The organism is Catenulispora acidiphila DSM 44928, assembly GCF_000024025.1.
Lineage (GTDB): Bacteria > Actinomycetota > Actinomycetes > Streptomycetales > Catenulisporaceae > Catenulispora > Catenulispora acidiphila.
Map to the genome: position 1 here is coordinate 59,603 of NC_013131.1, position 16,048 is coordinate 75,650.

16 protein-coding genes are annotated in these 16,048 nt (G+C 67.9%); 11 read left to right on the forward strand and 5 right to left on the reverse strand.

Features of this window, described 5'->3' with window-relative positions; all coding sequences use genetic code 11:
- The first annotated feature begins 75 nt into the window (after positions 1 to 75).
- The 8 genes from CACI_RS00300 (at position 76) to CACI_RS00335 (ending at position 6,541) form a co-directional block, all read left to right on the forward strand.
- A complete protein-coding gene (locus CACI_RS00300) occupies positions 76 to 1,284 on the forward strand; it encodes an acyl-CoA dehydrogenase family protein (RefSeq protein ID WP_012784308.1) in 1,209 nt (402 codons plus the stop codon).
- 8 nt (positions 1,285 to 1,292) lie between these two features.
- Positions 1,293 to 1,814 (forward strand): FAS1-like dehydratase domain-containing protein, encoded by a 522-nt coding sequence (locus CACI_RS00305; protein ID WP_012784309.1) that lies wholly within the window; start codon positions 1,293 to 1,295, stop codon positions 1,812 to 1,814.
- Positions 1,811 to 2,221 (forward strand): Zn-ribbon domain-containing OB-fold protein, encoded by a 411-nt coding sequence (locus CACI_RS44835; protein WP_012784310.1) that lies wholly within the window; start codon positions 1,811 to 1,813, stop codon positions 2,219 to 2,221. The genes CACI_RS00305 and CACI_RS44835 overlap by 4 nt, the downstream gene beginning before the upstream one ends.
- On the forward strand, positions 2,218 to 3,306 hold the full coding sequence (locus tag CACI_RS00315) for an acyl-CoA dehydrogenase family protein (RefSeq protein WP_143765105.1): 1,089 nt from the start codon (positions 2,218 to 2,220) through the stop codon (positions 3,304 to 3,306). The genes CACI_RS44835 and CACI_RS00315 overlap by 4 nt, the downstream gene beginning before the upstream one ends.
- Entirely contained in the window at positions 3,303 to 3,704 is a 402-nt protein-coding gene (locus tag CACI_RS00320; protein ID WP_012784312.1) for a MaoC family dehydratase, read from the forward strand. Before CACI_RS00315 ends, CACI_RS00320 begins: the two co-directional genes overlap by 4 nt.
- A 2-nt stretch (positions 3,705 to 3,706) precedes the next feature.
- Positions 3,707 to 4,879, forward strand: coding sequence for a lipid-transfer protein (locus CACI_RS00325; protein ID WP_012784313.1), 1,173 nt, complete (start codon positions 3,707 to 3,709; stop codon positions 4,877 to 4,879).
- A gap of 115 nt (positions 4,880 to 4,994) precedes the next feature.
- Entirely contained in the window at positions 4,995 to 5,645 is a 651-nt protein-coding gene (locus tag CACI_RS00330; protein ID WP_049871410.1) for an HAD family hydrolase, read from the forward strand.
- Between the two features lie 137 nt (positions 5,646 to 5,782).
- A complete protein-coding gene (locus CACI_RS00335) occupies positions 5,783 to 6,541 on the forward strand; it encodes a MerR family transcriptional regulator (protein ID WP_012784315.1) in 759 nt (252 codons plus the stop codon).
- 65 nt (positions 6,542 to 6,606) lie between these two features.
- On the opposite strand, the gene nhaA is transcribed toward CACI_RS00335, so the two are convergent.
- From nhaA to CACI_RS00355, 4 genes are all read right to left on the reverse strand, one after another.
- Positions 6,607 to 7,971 carry a Na+/H+ antiporter NhaA gene (gene nhaA / locus CACI_RS00340; RefSeq protein WP_223297419.1) on the reverse strand — a complete coding sequence of 455 codons (1,365 nt, stop codon included), beginning with the start codon at positions 7,969 to 7,971 and terminating at the stop codon, positions 6,607 to 6,609.
- A 155-nt stretch (positions 7,972 to 8,126) separates the two neighbouring features.
- A complete protein-coding gene (acs, locus tag CACI_RS00345; RefSeq protein WP_012784317.1) occupies positions 8,127 to 10,082 on the reverse strand; it encodes an acetate--CoA ligase in 1,956 nt (651 codons plus the stop codon).
- Between the two features lie 378 nt (positions 10,083 to 10,460).
- Positions 10,461 to 11,195 carry a LytR/AlgR family response regulator transcription factor gene (locus CACI_RS00350; protein WP_012784318.1) on the reverse strand — a complete coding sequence of 245 codons (735 nt, stop codon included), beginning with the start codon at positions 11,193 to 11,195 and terminating at the stop codon, positions 10,461 to 10,463.
- A 22-nt stretch (positions 11,196 to 11,217) separates the two neighbouring features.
- A complete protein-coding gene (locus CACI_RS00355; protein ID WP_012784319.1) occupies positions 11,218 to 12,420 on the reverse strand; it encodes a sensor histidine kinase in 1,203 nt (400 codons plus the stop codon).
- A 117-nt stretch (positions 12,421 to 12,537) separates the two neighbouring features.
- Between CACI_RS00355 and CACI_RS00360 the strand changes: the two genes are divergently transcribed.
- Together CACI_RS00360 and CACI_RS00365 are read left to right on the forward strand one after the other, a co-directional pair.
- The gene (locus CACI_RS00360; RefSeq protein ID WP_041539960.1) at positions 12,538 to 13,119 is read left to right on the forward strand and encodes a TetR/AcrR family transcriptional regulator; all 582 of its coding nucleotides are present in this window, start codon (positions 12,538 to 12,540) and stop codon (positions 13,117 to 13,119) included.
- 14 nt (positions 13,120 to 13,133) lie between these two features.
- Entirely contained in the window at positions 13,134 to 14,060 is a 927-nt protein-coding gene (locus CACI_RS00365; protein WP_012784321.1) for an alpha/beta fold hydrolase, read from the forward strand.
- Here CACI_RS00365 and CACI_RS00370 read toward each other — a convergent pair.
- Entirely contained in the window at positions 14,026 to 15,003 is a 978-nt protein-coding gene (locus tag CACI_RS00370; protein ID WP_012784322.1) for an ATP-binding protein, read from the reverse strand. The genes CACI_RS00365 and CACI_RS00370 overlap by 35 nt on opposite strands.
- Before the next feature lie 189 nt (positions 15,004 to 15,192).
- Between CACI_RS00370 and CACI_RS00375 the strand changes: the two genes are divergently transcribed.
- Complete coding sequence (locus tag CACI_RS00375; protein WP_012784323.1) at positions 15,193 to 15,975, forward strand: hypothetical protein; 783 nt, start codon at positions 15,193 to 15,195, stop codon at positions 15,973 to 15,975.
- Positions 15,976 to 16,048 lie beyond the last annotated feature (73 nt).

Sequence of the window (16,048 nt, forward strand, 5' to 3'; positions counted from 1 at the left end):
CCGGTCGGGCGCGGAGCAGCACCTTCAGCACTCGCACGTCCAGCCGATCACGCCGACCGCGGGAGACGCCGCCGTATGCAGCCACCGGAACACCTGGCCTACACCCCGGCCCAACGAGCCCTGCGAGCCGAGCTGCGGACGTATTTCGCCGCACTGGTCACCGAGGAGGTCCACCGCGATCTGCGCCTGCCCGACACCGCCACGGACACGGCCCGCACCCTGCACCGGAAGCTCGGCGCGGATGGCTGGCTCGGCGTGGGATGGCCGCAGGAATACGGCGGCCGCGGTCTGACGCCGGTCGAGCAGTTCATCTTCTTCGACGAGGCGGCGCGCGCCGGCTGCCCGATGCCTCTGGTGGCGCTCAACACTGTGGGCCCAACGCTTATGCGTTTCGGTACGCAGGAACAGAAGGACTTGCTGCTACCGGGGATCCTCGCCGGGGAGATCGACGTCGCGGCCGGCTACTCCGAGCCCGGCGCCGGCACGGACTTGGCGAGTCTGACCACACGCGCTGTGCTCACCGAGGACGGCAGCGCTTATGCGGTCAACGGACAGAAGATCTTCACGACGCACGGAGACTCAGCGGAGTACGTCTGGCTCGCCTGCCGGACCGATCCGGACGCGCCGAAGCACAAGGGCATTTCCATCCTGCTGGTCGACACCAAGGATCCCGGGTTCGAGGCGACGAAGATCCACACCATCGCCTCGCACTACACGACCGCCACGTACTACCGCGACGTCCGTGTCCCGGTCACGATGCGGGTCGGCGCGGAGAACGCGGGCTGGAAGCTGATCACCACCCAGCTGAACCACGAGCGGGTGGCACTGGCTGCGGTCGCGCAGGGAGTGATCCGCTCGTTCGCGAAGGTGCAGAGCTGGGCCATGGAGACACCTGCCGCAGACGGGAAACGGGTCATAGATCTGCCCTGGGTGAAGACCACTATGGCGCGCGCCTATATCCGCATCAGTGGTCTACGGCTTCTCAACGGCCAGATGGTCGCCGCACTGCAGAAGGACCAGACCGGTGGCCACCTGTCCCCCGCAGATGCGTCCGCAGCGAAGGTGCACGGTACGGAAACGCATATAGAGGCGCTAGCGGAGTTGATCCAGGTACTCGGCGCAGGAGGAATCCTGAAGACGGGATCCCCCGGCGCGCTTCTGGCCGGCGACCTCGAATACCTCTACCGCTGGGCGGTGACCAACACCTTCGGCGGCGGCGCCAACGAGATCCAGCGGGAGATCATCGCGATGACCGGGCTGGCGATGCCCAGGGTGCGGAGATAGGGAGAACTGTGGAGACCGATCCGCTGTACGAGACAGTGTCCGCCCACATAGCCGACCCGCCGTCCGAGCCGGTCCCGGCCTGGGACCCGGTGAACCAGCCGATGATCCGGCACTGGTGCGACGCGATGGGCGACGACCTGCCGATCTACACCGACGCGGCGGCGGCGCGCGCGGCAGGGCACCCCGACGTGGTCGCACCGCCGGCGTCGTTGCAGGCCTGGACGATGCCCGGGCTGCGGATGCGCGGGTTCGAGGACGGGACCACCCGGGCCCAGGCCATGCTGGTCGAGGCGGGCTACCGGGCCGTGGTGGCGACCGACTGCGAGCAGACCTATCACCGCTACCTCACTATCGGAGACCATCTGTACGCCACCTCGCGGTTGGACTCCGTGTCCCCGCGTAAGAAGACGGCGCTCGGTGAGGGCTACTTCCTGACGTCGGTCACGGAGTACCGCGACCAGCGCGGCGAACTGCTCGGCGAGATGCTGTTCCGGACGCTGTGGTTCAAGCCCAAGGAGCCGGCGGCATGACGCGCCCGCTTCCGGTCACCGGCCGCGACAACGCCTACTACTGGGAGGGCGTCGCGAAGGGCGACGTGCTCATCCAGAAGTGCACAGCCTGTGGATCGCTTCGGCATCCTCCCTCTCCCATGTGTCCGGACTGCCAATCCCTCGACTGGACGACGGTGAAGGCGACCGGTCACGCCGTCCTGCACAGCTACACGATCTGCCATCACCCGCTGCCGCCCTGGGAAGAGGGTCCCTACGCGGTCGTCCTCATCGACCTGGATATGGAAGACAGCGACGCACGGCCGCGCATTGTCTGTGGGACTCGCGGTATCGCCAACGAGGACCTGCGTATAGAGATGCCACTGAGTCTCGTCTTCGAGGATGGACTCGTTTTCGCCGGACCCGCTCAAGAAGGTGGGGCGCCGTGACCGTTGTGGACCAGCCGGTGGACGACGCGCTGGAAGCCATAGGAGAACTCTCTAGCGAGGTCTTTAAGGATCTCGACATAGAGACCACACGAAGTCCGGCTTATAGCAACGAAGCGGTATCCGATGAGCATGACCGTCGCCTATGGCGGATATTGGCTGACACCGGACTGCTCGCCGCAGTACTTCCGGCGAGCGTGGGTGGCGGCGGTACTGGATTGCCGGGCATGGTGCGCTTGCTGTCCGATGCCGGAGCCGCACTCGCGCGGCTGCCTCTGGTGGAGACGTTCGTCGCGGTCTCGGTCATCGATGAGAAGCACTTGCCGGCCGTGCTGTCGGGGGAACTGGTCATCACCGCGGCGCTCGCCGAGCATCCCTCGACGATCACCGCGCCATTGCGGCTGACCGGTCAGCGGCTCAACGGGATCACGCAACTGGTGCCGTACCCCCTCAGCTCCGACCTGGTGCTCGTCCCGGCGCTCCGCGAGGACGATACGGAAGTGCTGGCGCTGGTCTCCCTGTCGACGGCGCGCGTCGGCGACCAGGTGACGACCACCGGCGAGCCGTTGGGCGTCCTGGAGTTCATCGACGCCGAAGTCATGGAGCTCTGCGACGCGGTCGGCGAGGCCCGCGCCCTGGCTGCGCTGTTCTCCTCCGCGACGCTCTGCGGGATCGCAGCGCGGGCGTTGGCGATGACGGCCGAGTACGTCGGCGGACGCGTCCAGTTCGGGCATCCGCTCGCGACGTTCCAAGGCGTGGCCCTGTCCGCTGCGGACCGCTATATCGATTCCCGCGCTATGCAAGCCGCACTGTGGGATGCCGTATACGCGATCGCAGAGAACGGCATCAGCTCGCCCCGGGCCCGGTACGCGATCGCCACCGCCAGGGTCTGGGCCGCCGACGGCGCGCGCCGGGTCGTCGGATCGGCGCAGCACCTGCACGGCGGTTTTGGCGTGGACGTCACCTATCCCTTGCACCGCTATCACGCGTGGGCTCGCTACTGGGAGCTCTACGGAGGCTCCGCCGAAGCCTGGTCCGGCGACCTCGGCGAGCTCATCGCCGCTCACCCCATAGAGGAGGATCAATGAGCGCACTGCCCAAGGTCGGGGAGGCGTTGCCGGAGCTGATCATCCCGATCACCCCGACCCGGATCGTCTCCGGCGCCATCGCCTCCCGCGACTACCAGGACGTGCACCACGACGTCCCGGCAGCCCGCGAGAAGGGCTCCCCCGACATCTTCATGAACATCCTCACCACCAACGGACTCGTCGGACGCTACGTGACCGACTGGGCCGGCGCGGAGGCCCGGATCCTGAAGATCGCGATCCGCCTCGGCGTGCCGAACTATCCCGGCGACACGATGACCCTCACCGGGTCCGTGGCGAGTGTCGGGGAGGACGGCGCCGTCGAGGTCGCGATCCGCGGCGCGAACCAGCTCGGCAACCACGTCACCGGAACCGTGACCCTGAAAGGCCTCGGTGAGTGAGCATGTCCCTGGCGGGCGAAGCAGCGATCGTCGGTATCGGTGCCACGGAGTTCTCCAAGGAGTCCGGACGCAGTGAACTCCAGCTCTGCCTGGAGGCTTGCAAGGCCGCACTGGACGACGCCGGGATCGCGCCGCGCGACGTCGACGGTCTGGTGACGTTCTCCATGGACTCCAGCCCTTCGATCATGGTGGGTCGCGGACTGGGCGTCGCCGAGCTGCGGCACTTCTCCCTCGTCGACTATGGAGGCGGCGCCGCCTGTGCGACCGTCGCGCACGCAGCTGCCGCGATCACAGCTGGCCTCGCCGACGTCGTGGTCTGCTACCGCGCCTTCAACGAGCGCTCCGGTCGGCGGTTCGGCTCCGGGGACGCCGCGATCCAGGCTCGTGGCGAATCCCCGATGGCACAGCACTTCGGCTACTACTCGCCCTATGGGCTCATCACTCCTGCAGCCTGGGTCGCGATGGCCGCACGCCGCTATATGCACAAGTACGGAGCCACATCGGAGGACTTCGGGCGTGTCGCGGTGGCGGCGCGGACTCACGCCGCCACAAACCCCGCAGCGTGGTTCTACGAGCGCCCCATCACCTTGGCTGACCACCAGAGCTCGAAGCTTATCGCCGACCCGGTGCGGCTGCTGGACTGCTGCCAGGAGTCAGACGGCGGAGTCGCCCTGGTAGTCGTTTCCGCGGAGCGCGCGCGTGACCTCCCTGGGAAGGAAGTCCTTATAGCGGGCGCCGCACAGGGTTCGGCGCATGACCAACAGATGATGACCAGCTACTACCGCGAGGACATATCCGGACTCCCCGAGATGGGCACTGTCGCGCGGCAACTGTGGAACCAATCCGGGCTGGGACCGGACGACATCCAGACCGCCGTCATCTACGACCACTTCACTCCGTTCGTCCTGACGCAGCTGGAGGAATTCGGCTTCTGCGGGCGCGGCGAGGCGCGCGACTTCATCCGCGACGGCGCCATCCACATCGGCGGACGGCTTCCGCTCAACACTCACGGCGGCCAGCTCGGCGAGGCCTACATCCACGGCATGAACGGCATCGCCGAGGCGGTCCGCCAGGCCCGGGGAACGGCCGTGAACCAGGTCCCGGACGTCCATAACGTGCTGGTCACAGCAGGTACCGGCGTCCCGACGTCCGGGCTCGTGCTCAGTGCGGTCTGACTGCCGCCGAGCCGTGTCCGGCGACGCCGATCCGACCGGTCTGAGCAGCACCGCCGCCACCGCCCGTAACCCGGTGTTCCGTTGGGCGTCGGAACGATCAGTTAATCTCGGAGCCATGCCCCGTCTCGCGCTCTTCGACCTGGACGACACCCTGATCTCCTCCAAGGGCGCCTTCATCGCCTGGACCGAGGAGCTGGTCGCGGCCCACAGCTCCCCGGCTGACGTGCGCTGGTTCATCGACAACGAGCACATCTTCTGGACCGGATCGCCGGACGACGCCTTCCGCGGCCTGGTCGAGCACTTCGGCCTGGCCGCGGACCCGGCCGAGCTGCTGGCCGACTACCAATTCCGCATGGTCGACCTGCTCAAGCCCTTCGACGGCGTGCTGGACGGCCTGGAGGCGCTGCGCGACGCCGGCTGGCGGATCGGCATCGTCACCAACGGGTTCGGCGACTTCCAGAACGCCAAGATCGACGCGGTCGGGCTGCGCGCCTACGTGGACGTCGTCTGCATCTCCGACGTCGAGGGCAGTTGGAAGCCCGAGTCGAAGATCTTCCAACTGGCCTCCGAACGTGCCGGGGCACCTCTGGAAGGCGGCTGGATGGTCGGCGACTCCCTGAGCTCGGACATCGCCGGCGGCAACGGCGTGGGCCTGCACACCGCCTGGATCCGGCACGGCCGCACGCTGGGCAGCATGGACCCGCAGCCGGAGCAGGTCGTCGAGACCACGACCGAGGCTTTTCAGCTGATCCTCAGCCGGCCCTGAATCCGGCTTGACCTTGTCGTAACGGAAGCTTCTACCTTCGAGAATGTGGCCGGAAAGTCCGGCCGCACCCAGATGGTCTGCGACGCGTAGCGTCTCCATAACGGGTGGCGGTGGGCGACGGGAGGGCGGGAACCGCTATGAGCTGGTCGATCGCGCAGGTGGCGCGGATGTCCGGGGTCACCGCCCGAACTCTGCGCCACTACGACGACATCGGGCTTCTCAAGCCCGACCACGTCGGCGCCAACGGCTACCGCTACTACGAGGAGGCGCAGCTGCTGCGCCTGCAGCAGATCCTCGTCCTGCGCGAGCTGGGACTCGGCCTGTCCGAGATCGCCGAGGCGATCGATTCCGAACCGGACACGATCGTGGCCCTGCGCCGGCAGTACGGCCGGCTGCTCGTCGAGCGCGACCGGCTCTCGCGGGTCGCCGAGACCGTGCGGCGGACCATCGCCGAGCTGGAAGGGAAGCCACAGATGTCCGTGCACATCAACCGGCCGGAGAACCTCTTCGAGGGGTTCGAGGAGTCGCAGTACGAGGACGAGGCGCGCGAGCGCTGGCCCGAGGAGTTCGAGCAGGCCCAGGCCAAGCGCGCCACCATGACCGAGGAGGACCTCGAGCGCTGGCAGCGCGAGGCGACCGCCGCGATGATCCGGATGGCGGAGTTCATGGCCGCCGGGACACCGGTCGACGACCCGGCGGTGCAGGACGAGGTCCACCAGCACTACCAGGGCATCTGCATCTGGTGGACGCCGAACCGCAGCGCGTACAAGTGCGTCGGCCAGATGTACGTCGACGACGAACGCTTCAAGGCGAACTATCTGAAGATCGCCGAAGGGCTCGCGGAGTACCAGGCGGCTGCGATGGCCGCCTATGCGGACGCGCGCCTGACCGACTAGTACGGATTCGCTGAGCGAATCCCGACAAGCGTCCCCCTCCACGGCCAGTGTGGAGGGGACGCCGCCTATTCTCGCCCGAGCACCAGTTCTGAGTCTTCCGACTCCTCGGCAGTGCACAGTTGGTCGTAGAAGCGATCCCTCCGGCGCAGGAGTACTACAGCGAAGAGGGCGGATGCCAGTGAACCCAGTAGTACTCCGCCCTTAGCGAGATTCAGGACATCCGGACTGTCGGAGAAGCCGAGTTCGGCGATCAGGAGCGAGACGGTGAACCCGACGCCGGTGAGCGCGGACACCGCCGCGATGTCGCGCCACTGCAGTTCGTCGGACAACTCGGCACGGGTGAAGCGCGCAGTCAGATAAGCACCGCCGAACACCCCGACCGCCTTGCCGATGAACAAGCCCGCGGCGATGGCCAGCGGAATCTGGTCGCTGACCAGGCTGCCCAGCGTCTTGCCGCCGACGTAGACCCCCGCGGACATGATCGCGAAGACCGGGACGCAAAAGCCCGCGGAGAACGGCTGCAACCGCCACTGCACCTTCTCGGCAGGCGACTGGAGTTCGTCGTCGTGGTCCTCATCGCTGTCTCCGTGACGTCGGCCGCGCAGCATCAAACCGATTGCCACGCCGGCCACCGTCGCGTGGACGCCGCTGGCGTGCACCGCGATCCAGATGGCCAGCCCCAGCGGCACGTTGAGCCACAAGCTGGTGATGCGCATCCGCTGCACCACATAGAAGGCGAGGAGCAGGACCGCCGCGATGACCAGCGCCCCGGTGTCGATGCTGTCCGTGTACGCGATCGCGATGATGATGATCGCACCGAGGTCGTCCACGACCGCGAGGGTCAGCAGGAAGGCACGGAGCGCCGACGGCAGGTTCTGCCCGACGACGGCCAGCACCGCCAGCGCGAACGCGATGTCCGTGGCGGTGGGCACGGCCCAGCCCTCGCCGGCGTTCGTGTGTCCGGCGCTGACCGCGAGGTAGACCCCGATCGGCACGATCATGCCGCACAGCGCCGAGACGACCGGCAATGCCGCGGCACGCGGGTTCGACAGCTCGCCGGCTTGCAGCTCGTGCTTGAGCTCGATCCCGGCGACCAGGAAGAAGAACGCGAGCAGGAAGTCCGCAGCCCAGTCCGCCAGCGACAGGTCCAGATGCCATAGGTGCGGTCCGACGACGGTGTTCTTGACGGTGTCGTAGGAGGCGCGCCACGGAGAGTTCGCCCACAGCAGCCCGAGAAGCGCGAAGGCGATCAGCAACGCGCCGCCGACGGTCTCGGTCCGGAGCACTGCCGCCACATGCCTGCGCTCTATGCGCTTCAGGCGCGCGAAGACGCGCGACGGGGAGGCGGGGCGGTCCGGGGGCGTCATCAAGGCGTCCTTGTGGCTCGAGCTCAGCTGCGGACGGGTGGTGATCGAAAGACCACTACCCATGCCGACCAGACTTCCCGGCGCTCCTAAGCCGTTCAGGTTACCGATCCATGAGGAACCCATGTGCGAGTGCCCGGCTCCTGAGAAAAGCAGACCGCCGAGTGTGCGGACTCTGAGGTCGGCACACCCGGCGGTCTGTCACGCCGAGCGGGAGGGGATCAGTCCTCGTTGGCGTGCGGCAGCTTCGCCTTGATCAGATCCATGACCGTGGAGTCGGCCAGGGTGGTGGTGTCGCCGACGACGCGGTCCTCGGCGACGTCCTTGAGCAGGCGCCGCATGATCTTGCCGGAGCGCGTCTTGGGCAGTTCGGGCACGATCTGGATCTGCTTGGGCTTGGCGATCGGGCCGATCTCCTTGGAGACGTGCGCCTTCAGTGCCGCGTCCAAGCCCTCGGTCTCCTCCTGGCCGGCGCGCAGGATGACGAAGGCGACGATGCGCTGTCCGGTGGTCTCGTCCTTGGCGCCGACCACCGCGGCCTCAGCCACAGCCGGGTAGGACACGAGGGCGGATTCGACTTCGGTGGTGGAGATGTTGTGGCCGGAGACGAGCATGATGTCGTCGACGCGGCCCAGCAGCCACAGGTCGCCGTCCTCGTCCTTTTTGGCGCCGTCGCCGGCGAAGTAGTAGCCCTGCTCGGCGAAGCGGGCCCAGTAGGTGTCGATGAAGCGCTGCTGGTCGCCCCAGATGCCGCGGGCCATGGAGGGCCAGGGCTTGTCCAGGACCAGCAGCCCGCCGTGGCCGTTGCCGACGATGTTGCCGTCCTTGTCCACGACGTTGGCTGAGATGCCCGGCAACGGCCGCATCGCCGAGCCCGGCTTGGCCTCGGTGACACCCGGCAGCGGGGAGATCATGATCGCCCCGGTCTCGGTCTGCCACCAGGTGTCGACCACCGGAGTGCGGTCGCCGCCGATGTTCTTCCGGTACCAGATCCATGCCTCGGGGTTGATCGGCTCGCCGACCGAGCCCAGCAGGCGCAGCGAGGAGAGGTCGAACTTCGCCGGGATGTCGTCGCCCCACTTGGCGAACATGCGGATCGCGGTGGGGGCGGTGTACAGGAGGCTGACCTTGTACTTCTGGATGATCTCCCAGAAGCGGCCCTGATGCGGGGTGTCGGGGGTGCCCTCGTACATGACCTCGGTCACGCCGTTGGAGAGCGGCCCGTAGACGATGTAGGAGTGCCCGGTGACCCAACCGACGTCGGCGGTGCACCAGTACACATCGGATTCCGGCTTCAAGTCGAACACCGCGTGGTGCGTGTACGAAGCCTGCGTCAGGTAGCCGCCGGTCGTGTGCAGGATGCCCTTGGGCTTACCCGTGGTCCCGGACGTGTAGAGGATGAACAGCGGGTTCTCGCTGTCGAAGGCCTCAGGGGTGTGCTCGGTGGACGCCCCGCCCACCGCGTCGTGCCACCAGACGTCCTTATCGCCCCAGGCGACGTCCGCGCCGGTGCGCTTCACGACCAGCACGTTCTCGATGGTCTCGGCGCCGTTCACGGCCTCGTCGGCGTTCGCCTTCAGGTTCACCGTGCCGCCGCGGCGGTGGTAGCCGTCGGCGGTGATCAGCAGCTTGGCGCCGGCGTCCTCGATGCGCGCGCGCAGCGCGTCGGGGGAGAACGCTGCGAACACCACGGAGTGCACCGCACCGATGCGCGCACAGGCGAGCATCGCTACAGCGGTTTCCGGGATCATCGGCATGTAGATCGCGACGCGGTCGCCCTGGCGCACACCGAGCTCGGTCAGCGCGTTGGCGGCCTTGGAGACCTCGTCCTTGAGTTCGGCATAGGTGATGGCGCGGGAGTCGCCGGGCTCGCCCTCGAAGTGGATGGCCACGCGGTCGCCGTTGCCGGCCTCCACATGGCGGTCCACGCAGTTGTAGGCGACGTTCAGCTTCCCGCCGACGAACCACTTGGCGACCGGCATACCCGACCAGTCCAGTGTTTCGCTCCAGGGCGTGTCCCAGGACAGGCGCGAGGCCTGTGTGTCCCAGAACGCCAGCCGGTCTGCCTCAGCCGCGGCGTACGCGTCGGCCTTGACGTTCGCGTCGGCGGCGAAGGCCGCGGACGGCGCGAACCGGCGGTCCTCACGGAGCAGGTTGGAAAGGGCCTCGTTCGACACCGTCTCTCCTCGTTCGATGCATTATGACAGCGGTCACACTTTATCCAGGCAGTAGCACACCAAGGGAGGGTCCGGAGCACAAGGGTTTCGGATCAATTGGTATAGACCTTTTACCTGGACGGCGCCCGGAGACGCCAGACGCCGCCCACCAGGACCCGATTTCGGTGGGCGGCGTGCTCAACGTGCCGCGTGGTGATGAACGCCCGATTGACGGGTGATCACCGCGGCGGGACCAGGTCGGCAGTACCCGCGTCCTGGAGCCACCGTAAGTGATCACCCGCGAATCATGACAGAGCGGATAAGGATTCGATCTACGGACGGTCCACGCGAAGCGTTCAACGGCTGACCAACGGAAGGTCAGCGGTCGAGGTGGCGCGATCAGCGGTGACTGAGCCGTTCGCGCACTTCACGGGTGTGCCGACGCGCCACGGGGATGGGGACTCCGCCGACGATGACGGTCAGGTGGCCGCTCTCCCACCGCGCCTCGGAGACGGCGTCGACACGAACCAGGAAACGGCGATGCGTCCGCGCGAAGCCGGCGCCGGACCAGTGCTCCTCCAGGACCGCCAAGGGGATGCGGACCAGGTGGCTGCTGCTGGCTGTGTACAAGCGCACGTAATCGCCTTGCGCTTCCGCATAGGAGACCTCTTGGCGCGGGATGAAGCGTGTGACGCCGGCCAGCTCCACAGGGATGACGTCGTAGGGCCCCGCTTCGGGGGCCCTAGGTGGTGCGGATGCCGGTGTCATCCGGCGGAGAGCTTCCGCGAGGCGTTCGGCGCGTACCGGTTTGAGGATGTAGTCGGAGGCGTGGAGGTCGAACGCCTCCAGAGCGAACTCCTCATGTGCGGTCACGAAGACGATCTGTGGCGGAGTGGCGAACTGGTTCAGGAGCGCCGCTATCTCCAGACCGTCCAGGCCGGGCATACGGATGTCGAGGAACAGTGCGTCTACAGGAGAGTTCTTCAGGACCCGCAGTGCGTCCTCTCCGTCGGTAGCGGTCCGTACGGAGGAGACGCGAGGGTCGCGGGACAGGAGGTAGGCGAGTTCGGCGACGGCTGGGGGTTCGTCATCGACGACCAGCACGCGCAGGCCGGTCGGCGTTGCGATCGTCATGCGCTCTGCCCTCTGGTTGGTGCTACTTCTTGGGGACCCGGATCACCACTGTGGTACCCGCTCCGGGTTCTGATTCGATCGCCAAGCCGTATGCGGTTCCGTAGACCGCGCGGAGCCTTTCGTGGACGTTGGACAGTCCGACCGAGGTCCGCGTGCCGGGCTCCGCGGGTGCGAGGGCGTCGCGCAGGATGTCCGGGGTGATCCCGACGCCGTCGTCCGCGACGGTGATGCGGTAGTCGTGGCGCGTCGGTTCGGCGGTGATGGTGACGTGTCCGGGACCGGGCTTGCCTTCCAAGCCGTGCCGTACTGCGTTCTCCACTATGGGCTGAACGCATAGGAAGGGAACCTCTACCGGGAGCACCTCAGGAGCGATGCGCAGTGCCACCTGGAGGCGTTCGCCGAAGCGCGCTCGTTCCAGCAACAGGTAGCGGTCCACACAGCGCAGCTCCTCGGCGAGCGTCGTGAATTCGCCGTGTGCGCGGAACGAGTAGCGGGTGAAGTCCGCAAACTCCAGGAGGAGTTCCCTGGCGCGCTGCGGGTCTGTGCGCGTAAAGGAGGCGATGGCGGTGAGCGAGTTGTAGATGAAGTGCGGAGAGATCTGCGCGCGCAGTGCTCTGAGCTCGGTCTCCATGAGGAGGGTCCGTGAGCGGTCGAGTTCCGCGAGTTCTATCTGCGTGGCGACCCAGTACGCGACTTCGCCGACGGCCCGTACGAGGGCCACGGAGGTGCTGGAGCTGTACACGGACAGCGTCCCGATGGCCGTACTGCCACCGTCCGCGCGGATTCCTCCGATGCTGCTGGGCGGGATGATCGGAGCCACGACCGCGTGACGGATCATGCAGGAGTCGCTGCCGCAGTGCACTTCTTCCGGACCGAGTACGGACACGCTTCCGGACTTGAGCGCAGTGGTGGAGAGCTCATAGGAGTCCTGAGAATGCCGATGCTGTCCGGCGCCGTCCCAGGTGAGGGTTCGCTCGGTGTCGTTGAACGCCAGCGCCGCAGTGCCGAGCAACGGCCGCAGATGGCGTGCGGCGCGGCGAGTGGCGTCCGGCGTCAGGCCGCCGCGCAGCGGAGGCCCGGCGAGGGCGACGGCGTGCATCGCGGCATAGGCGGCGCGCTCGGCCGACGTACCGGCGAGGCGGTGCCGCTGGACCGCGCGGGACACCGCGACCGCCGGGGCGACCAAAGCGGCCACGATGCCGACGGTGGCGGGGTTGGATGCCACATGCCCCAGTGTGATCGGGTCAGGACACGAAGTCGAGGGCCCGAACGGCTTGATGTCGCCGAATGTTACCGGTCGCCTGAGTCGCGCTCGATGAACGGTCGTGCTATTTTTCTCCGTGTGAGCAAGGGTGAGGAAACCCGCAGGCAGGTCCTGGAAGCCGCGGTCGAGGTCGCGGCCTCCACCGGGCTGGCCTCGCTCACCATCGGCTCGCTCGCCGAGCGCGCCGGGATGTCCAAGAGCGGGCTGTTCGCGCACTTCAAGTCCAAGGAGACGCTCCAGGTCCAGGTCCTGGAATTCGCCAGCGAGGCGTTCGTCGAGGACGTCGTCCGGCCGGCGCTGTCCGCCCCGCGCGGCGAGAAGCGGATCACGACGCTGTTCGAGAGCTGGCTGGCGGTGTCGCGCGACGGCACCGCCGAGTGCCTGTTCGTCTCCGCGGCCTGGGAGTACGACGATCAGCCGGGTCCGGTGCGCGACCGGCTGGTCCGCATGCACCTGGACTTCAACGACTCGGTGGCGCAGATGTTCCGGACCGGGATCGCCGAGGGCTTCTTCGCCGCGGACGCCGATCCGGAGCAGTTCGCTCACGACCTGCACGGGATCATGCTCATCTTTTTCCAGGCGCACCGGCTGCTCGGCGACGCCAGGGCCGAGGAACGGGCGCGCAGCGCGTTCTCCCGATTGATCGAATCCAACCGCTAGAAGGGGTCATCCAGATGGCCGTGTCGTCGTCGTCAGGCAAAAAAAGCACGACCGTTCGTGCTAAAAAGGCGCTCGGGATCGGTACCGTGCGGACCGCGTTCAAGGTGCTGGAAGTCGTCGCGCCGGGTCCGGGTGCGCGCTGGGCCGAGCGGCTCTGGCTCACCGTCCCCAAGAAACCGTGGCGGCCGAGGACGCCGATCGCCGTATCCGCCGGCGAGCCCTTCACCGTGACCGTGCGGCGCAGCACGGTGCACGGAACCGTCTGGGGCGCGGATGGACCGCTTGTCTACCTCATGCACGGATGGGGCGGTGTCGCCGCGCAGCTCGACGCCTTCGTGGAACCGCTACTGGCGGCCGGATACCGAGTGGTGTCGTTCGACGCGCCCGGCCATGGCAGGTCGACGGAGAGCTTTGCCGGACCGGGACTCGCCACACTGCCGGAGTTCTCAGAGGCGCTGTCCAGCGCCGTGGACCGTTTCGGAGAAGCGCACGCGGTGATCGCGCACTCCTTCGGTGCGGCGGCAGCCGTCCTGTCCGTCCTTGACGGACTCCCCGTAGGGAGGCTGGTAGTGGTGGCGCCAGTAAGTGACCCGATCGGGTTCTCTTATGAGTTCGCGAAGATGCTCGGCTTCAGAGAACGGATACGTACTGGCTTCCTCAGGGTCCTGGAGAAGCGCGTAGGCGTATCCATGGACAGGTTCGACATCCCGCAACGGATGCGCGACGCGGACCTGACCACGCTGCCACCGCTGCTGATCGTCCACGACCTCGGCGACCGCGAAGTCCCGGTGGCGAGCGGCGACCGCCTGGCCGCGCTGTGGCCCGGAGCCGAACTCGACACCTGGACCAGCCTCGGCCATTTCCGGATCCTGACCGACCCGGACGTGGTGCGGAAGGTGACGGCGTTCAGCTCTGTGCCGCGAACGCTTCCGGTCCCATGACGAAGTCCGGGTCGACCTGAGCGCCGAGGTCGACACCGGTCGCGCGGTCGCCCCAGGCGTGCGCGTTCTTCAGATGGAAGTGGACCGCCTGCCGGGTGAACTTGGCCCAGTCCTGCGGCACGGCGTCCACTTCCAGCTGAAGGCGCGCCAGAGCGGTGCGGTTGGCCGGCTCGAGGGTGTCGAAGCCCTTGTCCCGGCCCTGCTCCTGCGCTCGGACGTAGTGCGAGGCGCTGAGGCAGGCCACGAGGTCGGCGCCAGTGTGCTCGCGCAGGTAAGCGACGTCGTCCGGGCCGGTCACCTTGTTGCCGACCACGCGGATCGTGACGTCGTACTCCTTGGCGTACTCGCGGTACTGCTGGTAGACGGACACTGACTTGCGCGTCGGCTCCACCACGAGGCAGGTCAGGTCGAAGCGCGTGAACAGTCCGGAGGCGAAGGCGTCCGCGCCCGCGGTCATGTCCATCACCAGGTACTCGTCGGGGCCGTCCACCAAGTGGTTCAGGTAGAGCTCGGCGGCGCCGATCTTGGAGTGATAGCAGGAGACGCCGAGGTCCTTCTCCTCGAAGCCGCCGGTCACCATCAGCCGGACGTTCTCCATGTCCCCGGGCAGCCGCGTCGCGCACAGGCTGTGGACGGCGTTCTCCTCCTCCAGCCGCAGCAGGCGCGAGCCGCGTCCCGGCGGCGTGGTCTTCACCATGGCCTCGGTGCCGGAGATCAGCGGGTTCTCGCCGCGCAGATAGTCCTTGATCGCCGGCAGATGCGCCGCCATCGGGCTCAGCGCGGCGGCTTGCTCCTCGGAAAGGCCGAGCGCTCCGCCGAGGTGCTGGTTGATGTCGGCGTCCACGGCGAGCACCGGACGGCCGCCGGCGGCCAGGTGCCGGATCAGGAGGGCCGAGACCGTGGTCTTGCCGCTGCCGCCTTTGCCGACCAGGGCGATGCGCATGCCGGGACCTCCTTGCGCTGGGAGCTGGAGTGGGTCGCGGACCTCCACCGGGGAGGTCCGCGCTTGATGACAACCGTTTTCATTAAAACGGTACGCGCCGAGTCTCGACCGCCGCGGCTCGGCGCGTCAACCATGCGTCCTCCGATCGGGTGGCAGCCCCGCTACCGGGCGGTAGGTAGAGTCCCGGGCATGGACACCCGCTCCCCGATCCAGCGCCTGGCCGCCGCTCCGAACGCCGCCGAGGCGGCGGACACCGCCCGCGAGGCCGTGGACCGCGTGCGCCGGCACAAGGTCCTGCGCAGCCAGTCGGCGCGCGTCACCGCCGAGTCGCAGCTGCGCGGCGCCCGCGCTTCGGCCGCCCTCGGCTCGCTGAGCGAGGCCGGTACCGACTGGCCGCTGGAGGAGGTGCGCCGCCGCACCGACCTCGGCGACGAGGACGGTTCCGGACTCCTGCGCGGCGCGCTGCGGATCTCCGGCGAGCTCGGCACGCTCGCCCCGGTCTGGAAGCGCTCCCCGATCCAGGCGCTGTCGCGGATGCACCTGCTCGCCGCCGCCGGTCACCTTGACCAGGACCGGGTCGGACGGCCGAGCGGCCCGGAGGCCGCGGTCACCTTGACCACCCTCGCCAACGAGCTGCGCGACCCGGCCGCCGCCGAGGTGCCGGCCGTGGTGGTCGCGGCGGCGGTACACGCCGAGCTGCTGGTGAACGAGCCGTTCGGCTGGGGCGACGGCCTGCTGGCCCGCGCGGCGTCCCGGCTGATCCTCGCCGACCGCGGCCTGGACCCGCAGTCGCTGGCGGTGGTCGAGGCCGGGCATGTGGACGTCGGCGTCGAGAAGTATCTGGACGCCGCGCGCGACTACGCGACCGGCACCGAGGAGGGGTTGGCGACCTGGCTCGGGCTGTATGCGGAAGCGGTCGAGCTCGGCGCGCGCGAGTCGCTGGCGGTGTGCGAAGCGATCATGCGCGGCTGACCGGAAGCCGCTCCGGGTAACGGAAAAGCCGACACGGCGGGGCGCGCCGGACGCGCCCCGCCGTTCGTGTTCT

Excerpts from the sequence above, each read along its gene's own strand:
- CACI_RS00300 (WP_012784308.1), top strand. The coding sequence starts at position 76 with ATGCAGCCACCGGAACACCTGGCCTACACCCCGGCCCAACGAGCCCTG.
- CACI_RS44835 (WP_012784310.1), top strand. The coding sequence starts at position 1,811 with ATGACGCGCCCGCTTCCGGTCACCGGCCGCGACAACGCCTACTACTGG.
- CACI_RS00320 (WP_012784312.1), top strand. The coding sequence starts at position 3,303 with ATGAGCGCACTGCCCAAGGTCGGGGAGGCGTTGCCGGAGCTGATCATC.
- CACI_RS00325 (WP_012784313.1), top strand. The coding sequence starts at position 3,707 with ATGTCCCTGGCGGGCGAAGCAGCGATCGTCGGTATCGGTGCCACGGAG.
- CACI_RS00330 (WP_049871410.1), top strand. The coding sequence starts at position 4,995 with ATGCCCCGTCTCGCGCTCTTCGACCTGGACGACACCCTGATCTCCTCC.
- CACI_RS00335 (WP_012784315.1), top strand. The coding sequence starts at position 5,783 with ATGAGCTGGTCGATCGCGCAGGTGGCGCGGATGTCCGGGGTCACCGCC.
- nhaA (WP_223297419.1), bottom strand. The coding sequence starts at position 7,971 with ATGGGTAGTGGTCTTTCGATCACCACCCGTCCGCAGCTGAGCTCGAGC.
- CACI_RS00350 (WP_012784318.1), bottom strand. The coding sequence starts at position 11,195 with ATGACGATCGCAACGCCGACCGGCCTGCGCGTGCTGGTCGTCGATGAC.
- CACI_RS00365 (WP_012784321.1), top strand. The coding sequence starts at position 13,134 with ATGGCCGTGTCGTCGTCGTCAGGCAAAAAAAGCACGACCGTTCGTGCT.
- CACI_RS00370 (WP_012784322.1), bottom strand. The coding sequence starts at position 15,003 with ATGCGCATCGCCCTGGTCGGCAAAGGCGGCAGCGGCAAGACCACGGTC.
- CACI_RS00375 (WP_012784323.1), top strand. The coding sequence starts at position 15,193 with ATGGACACCCGCTCCCCGATCCAGCGCCTGGCCGCCGCTCCGAACGCC.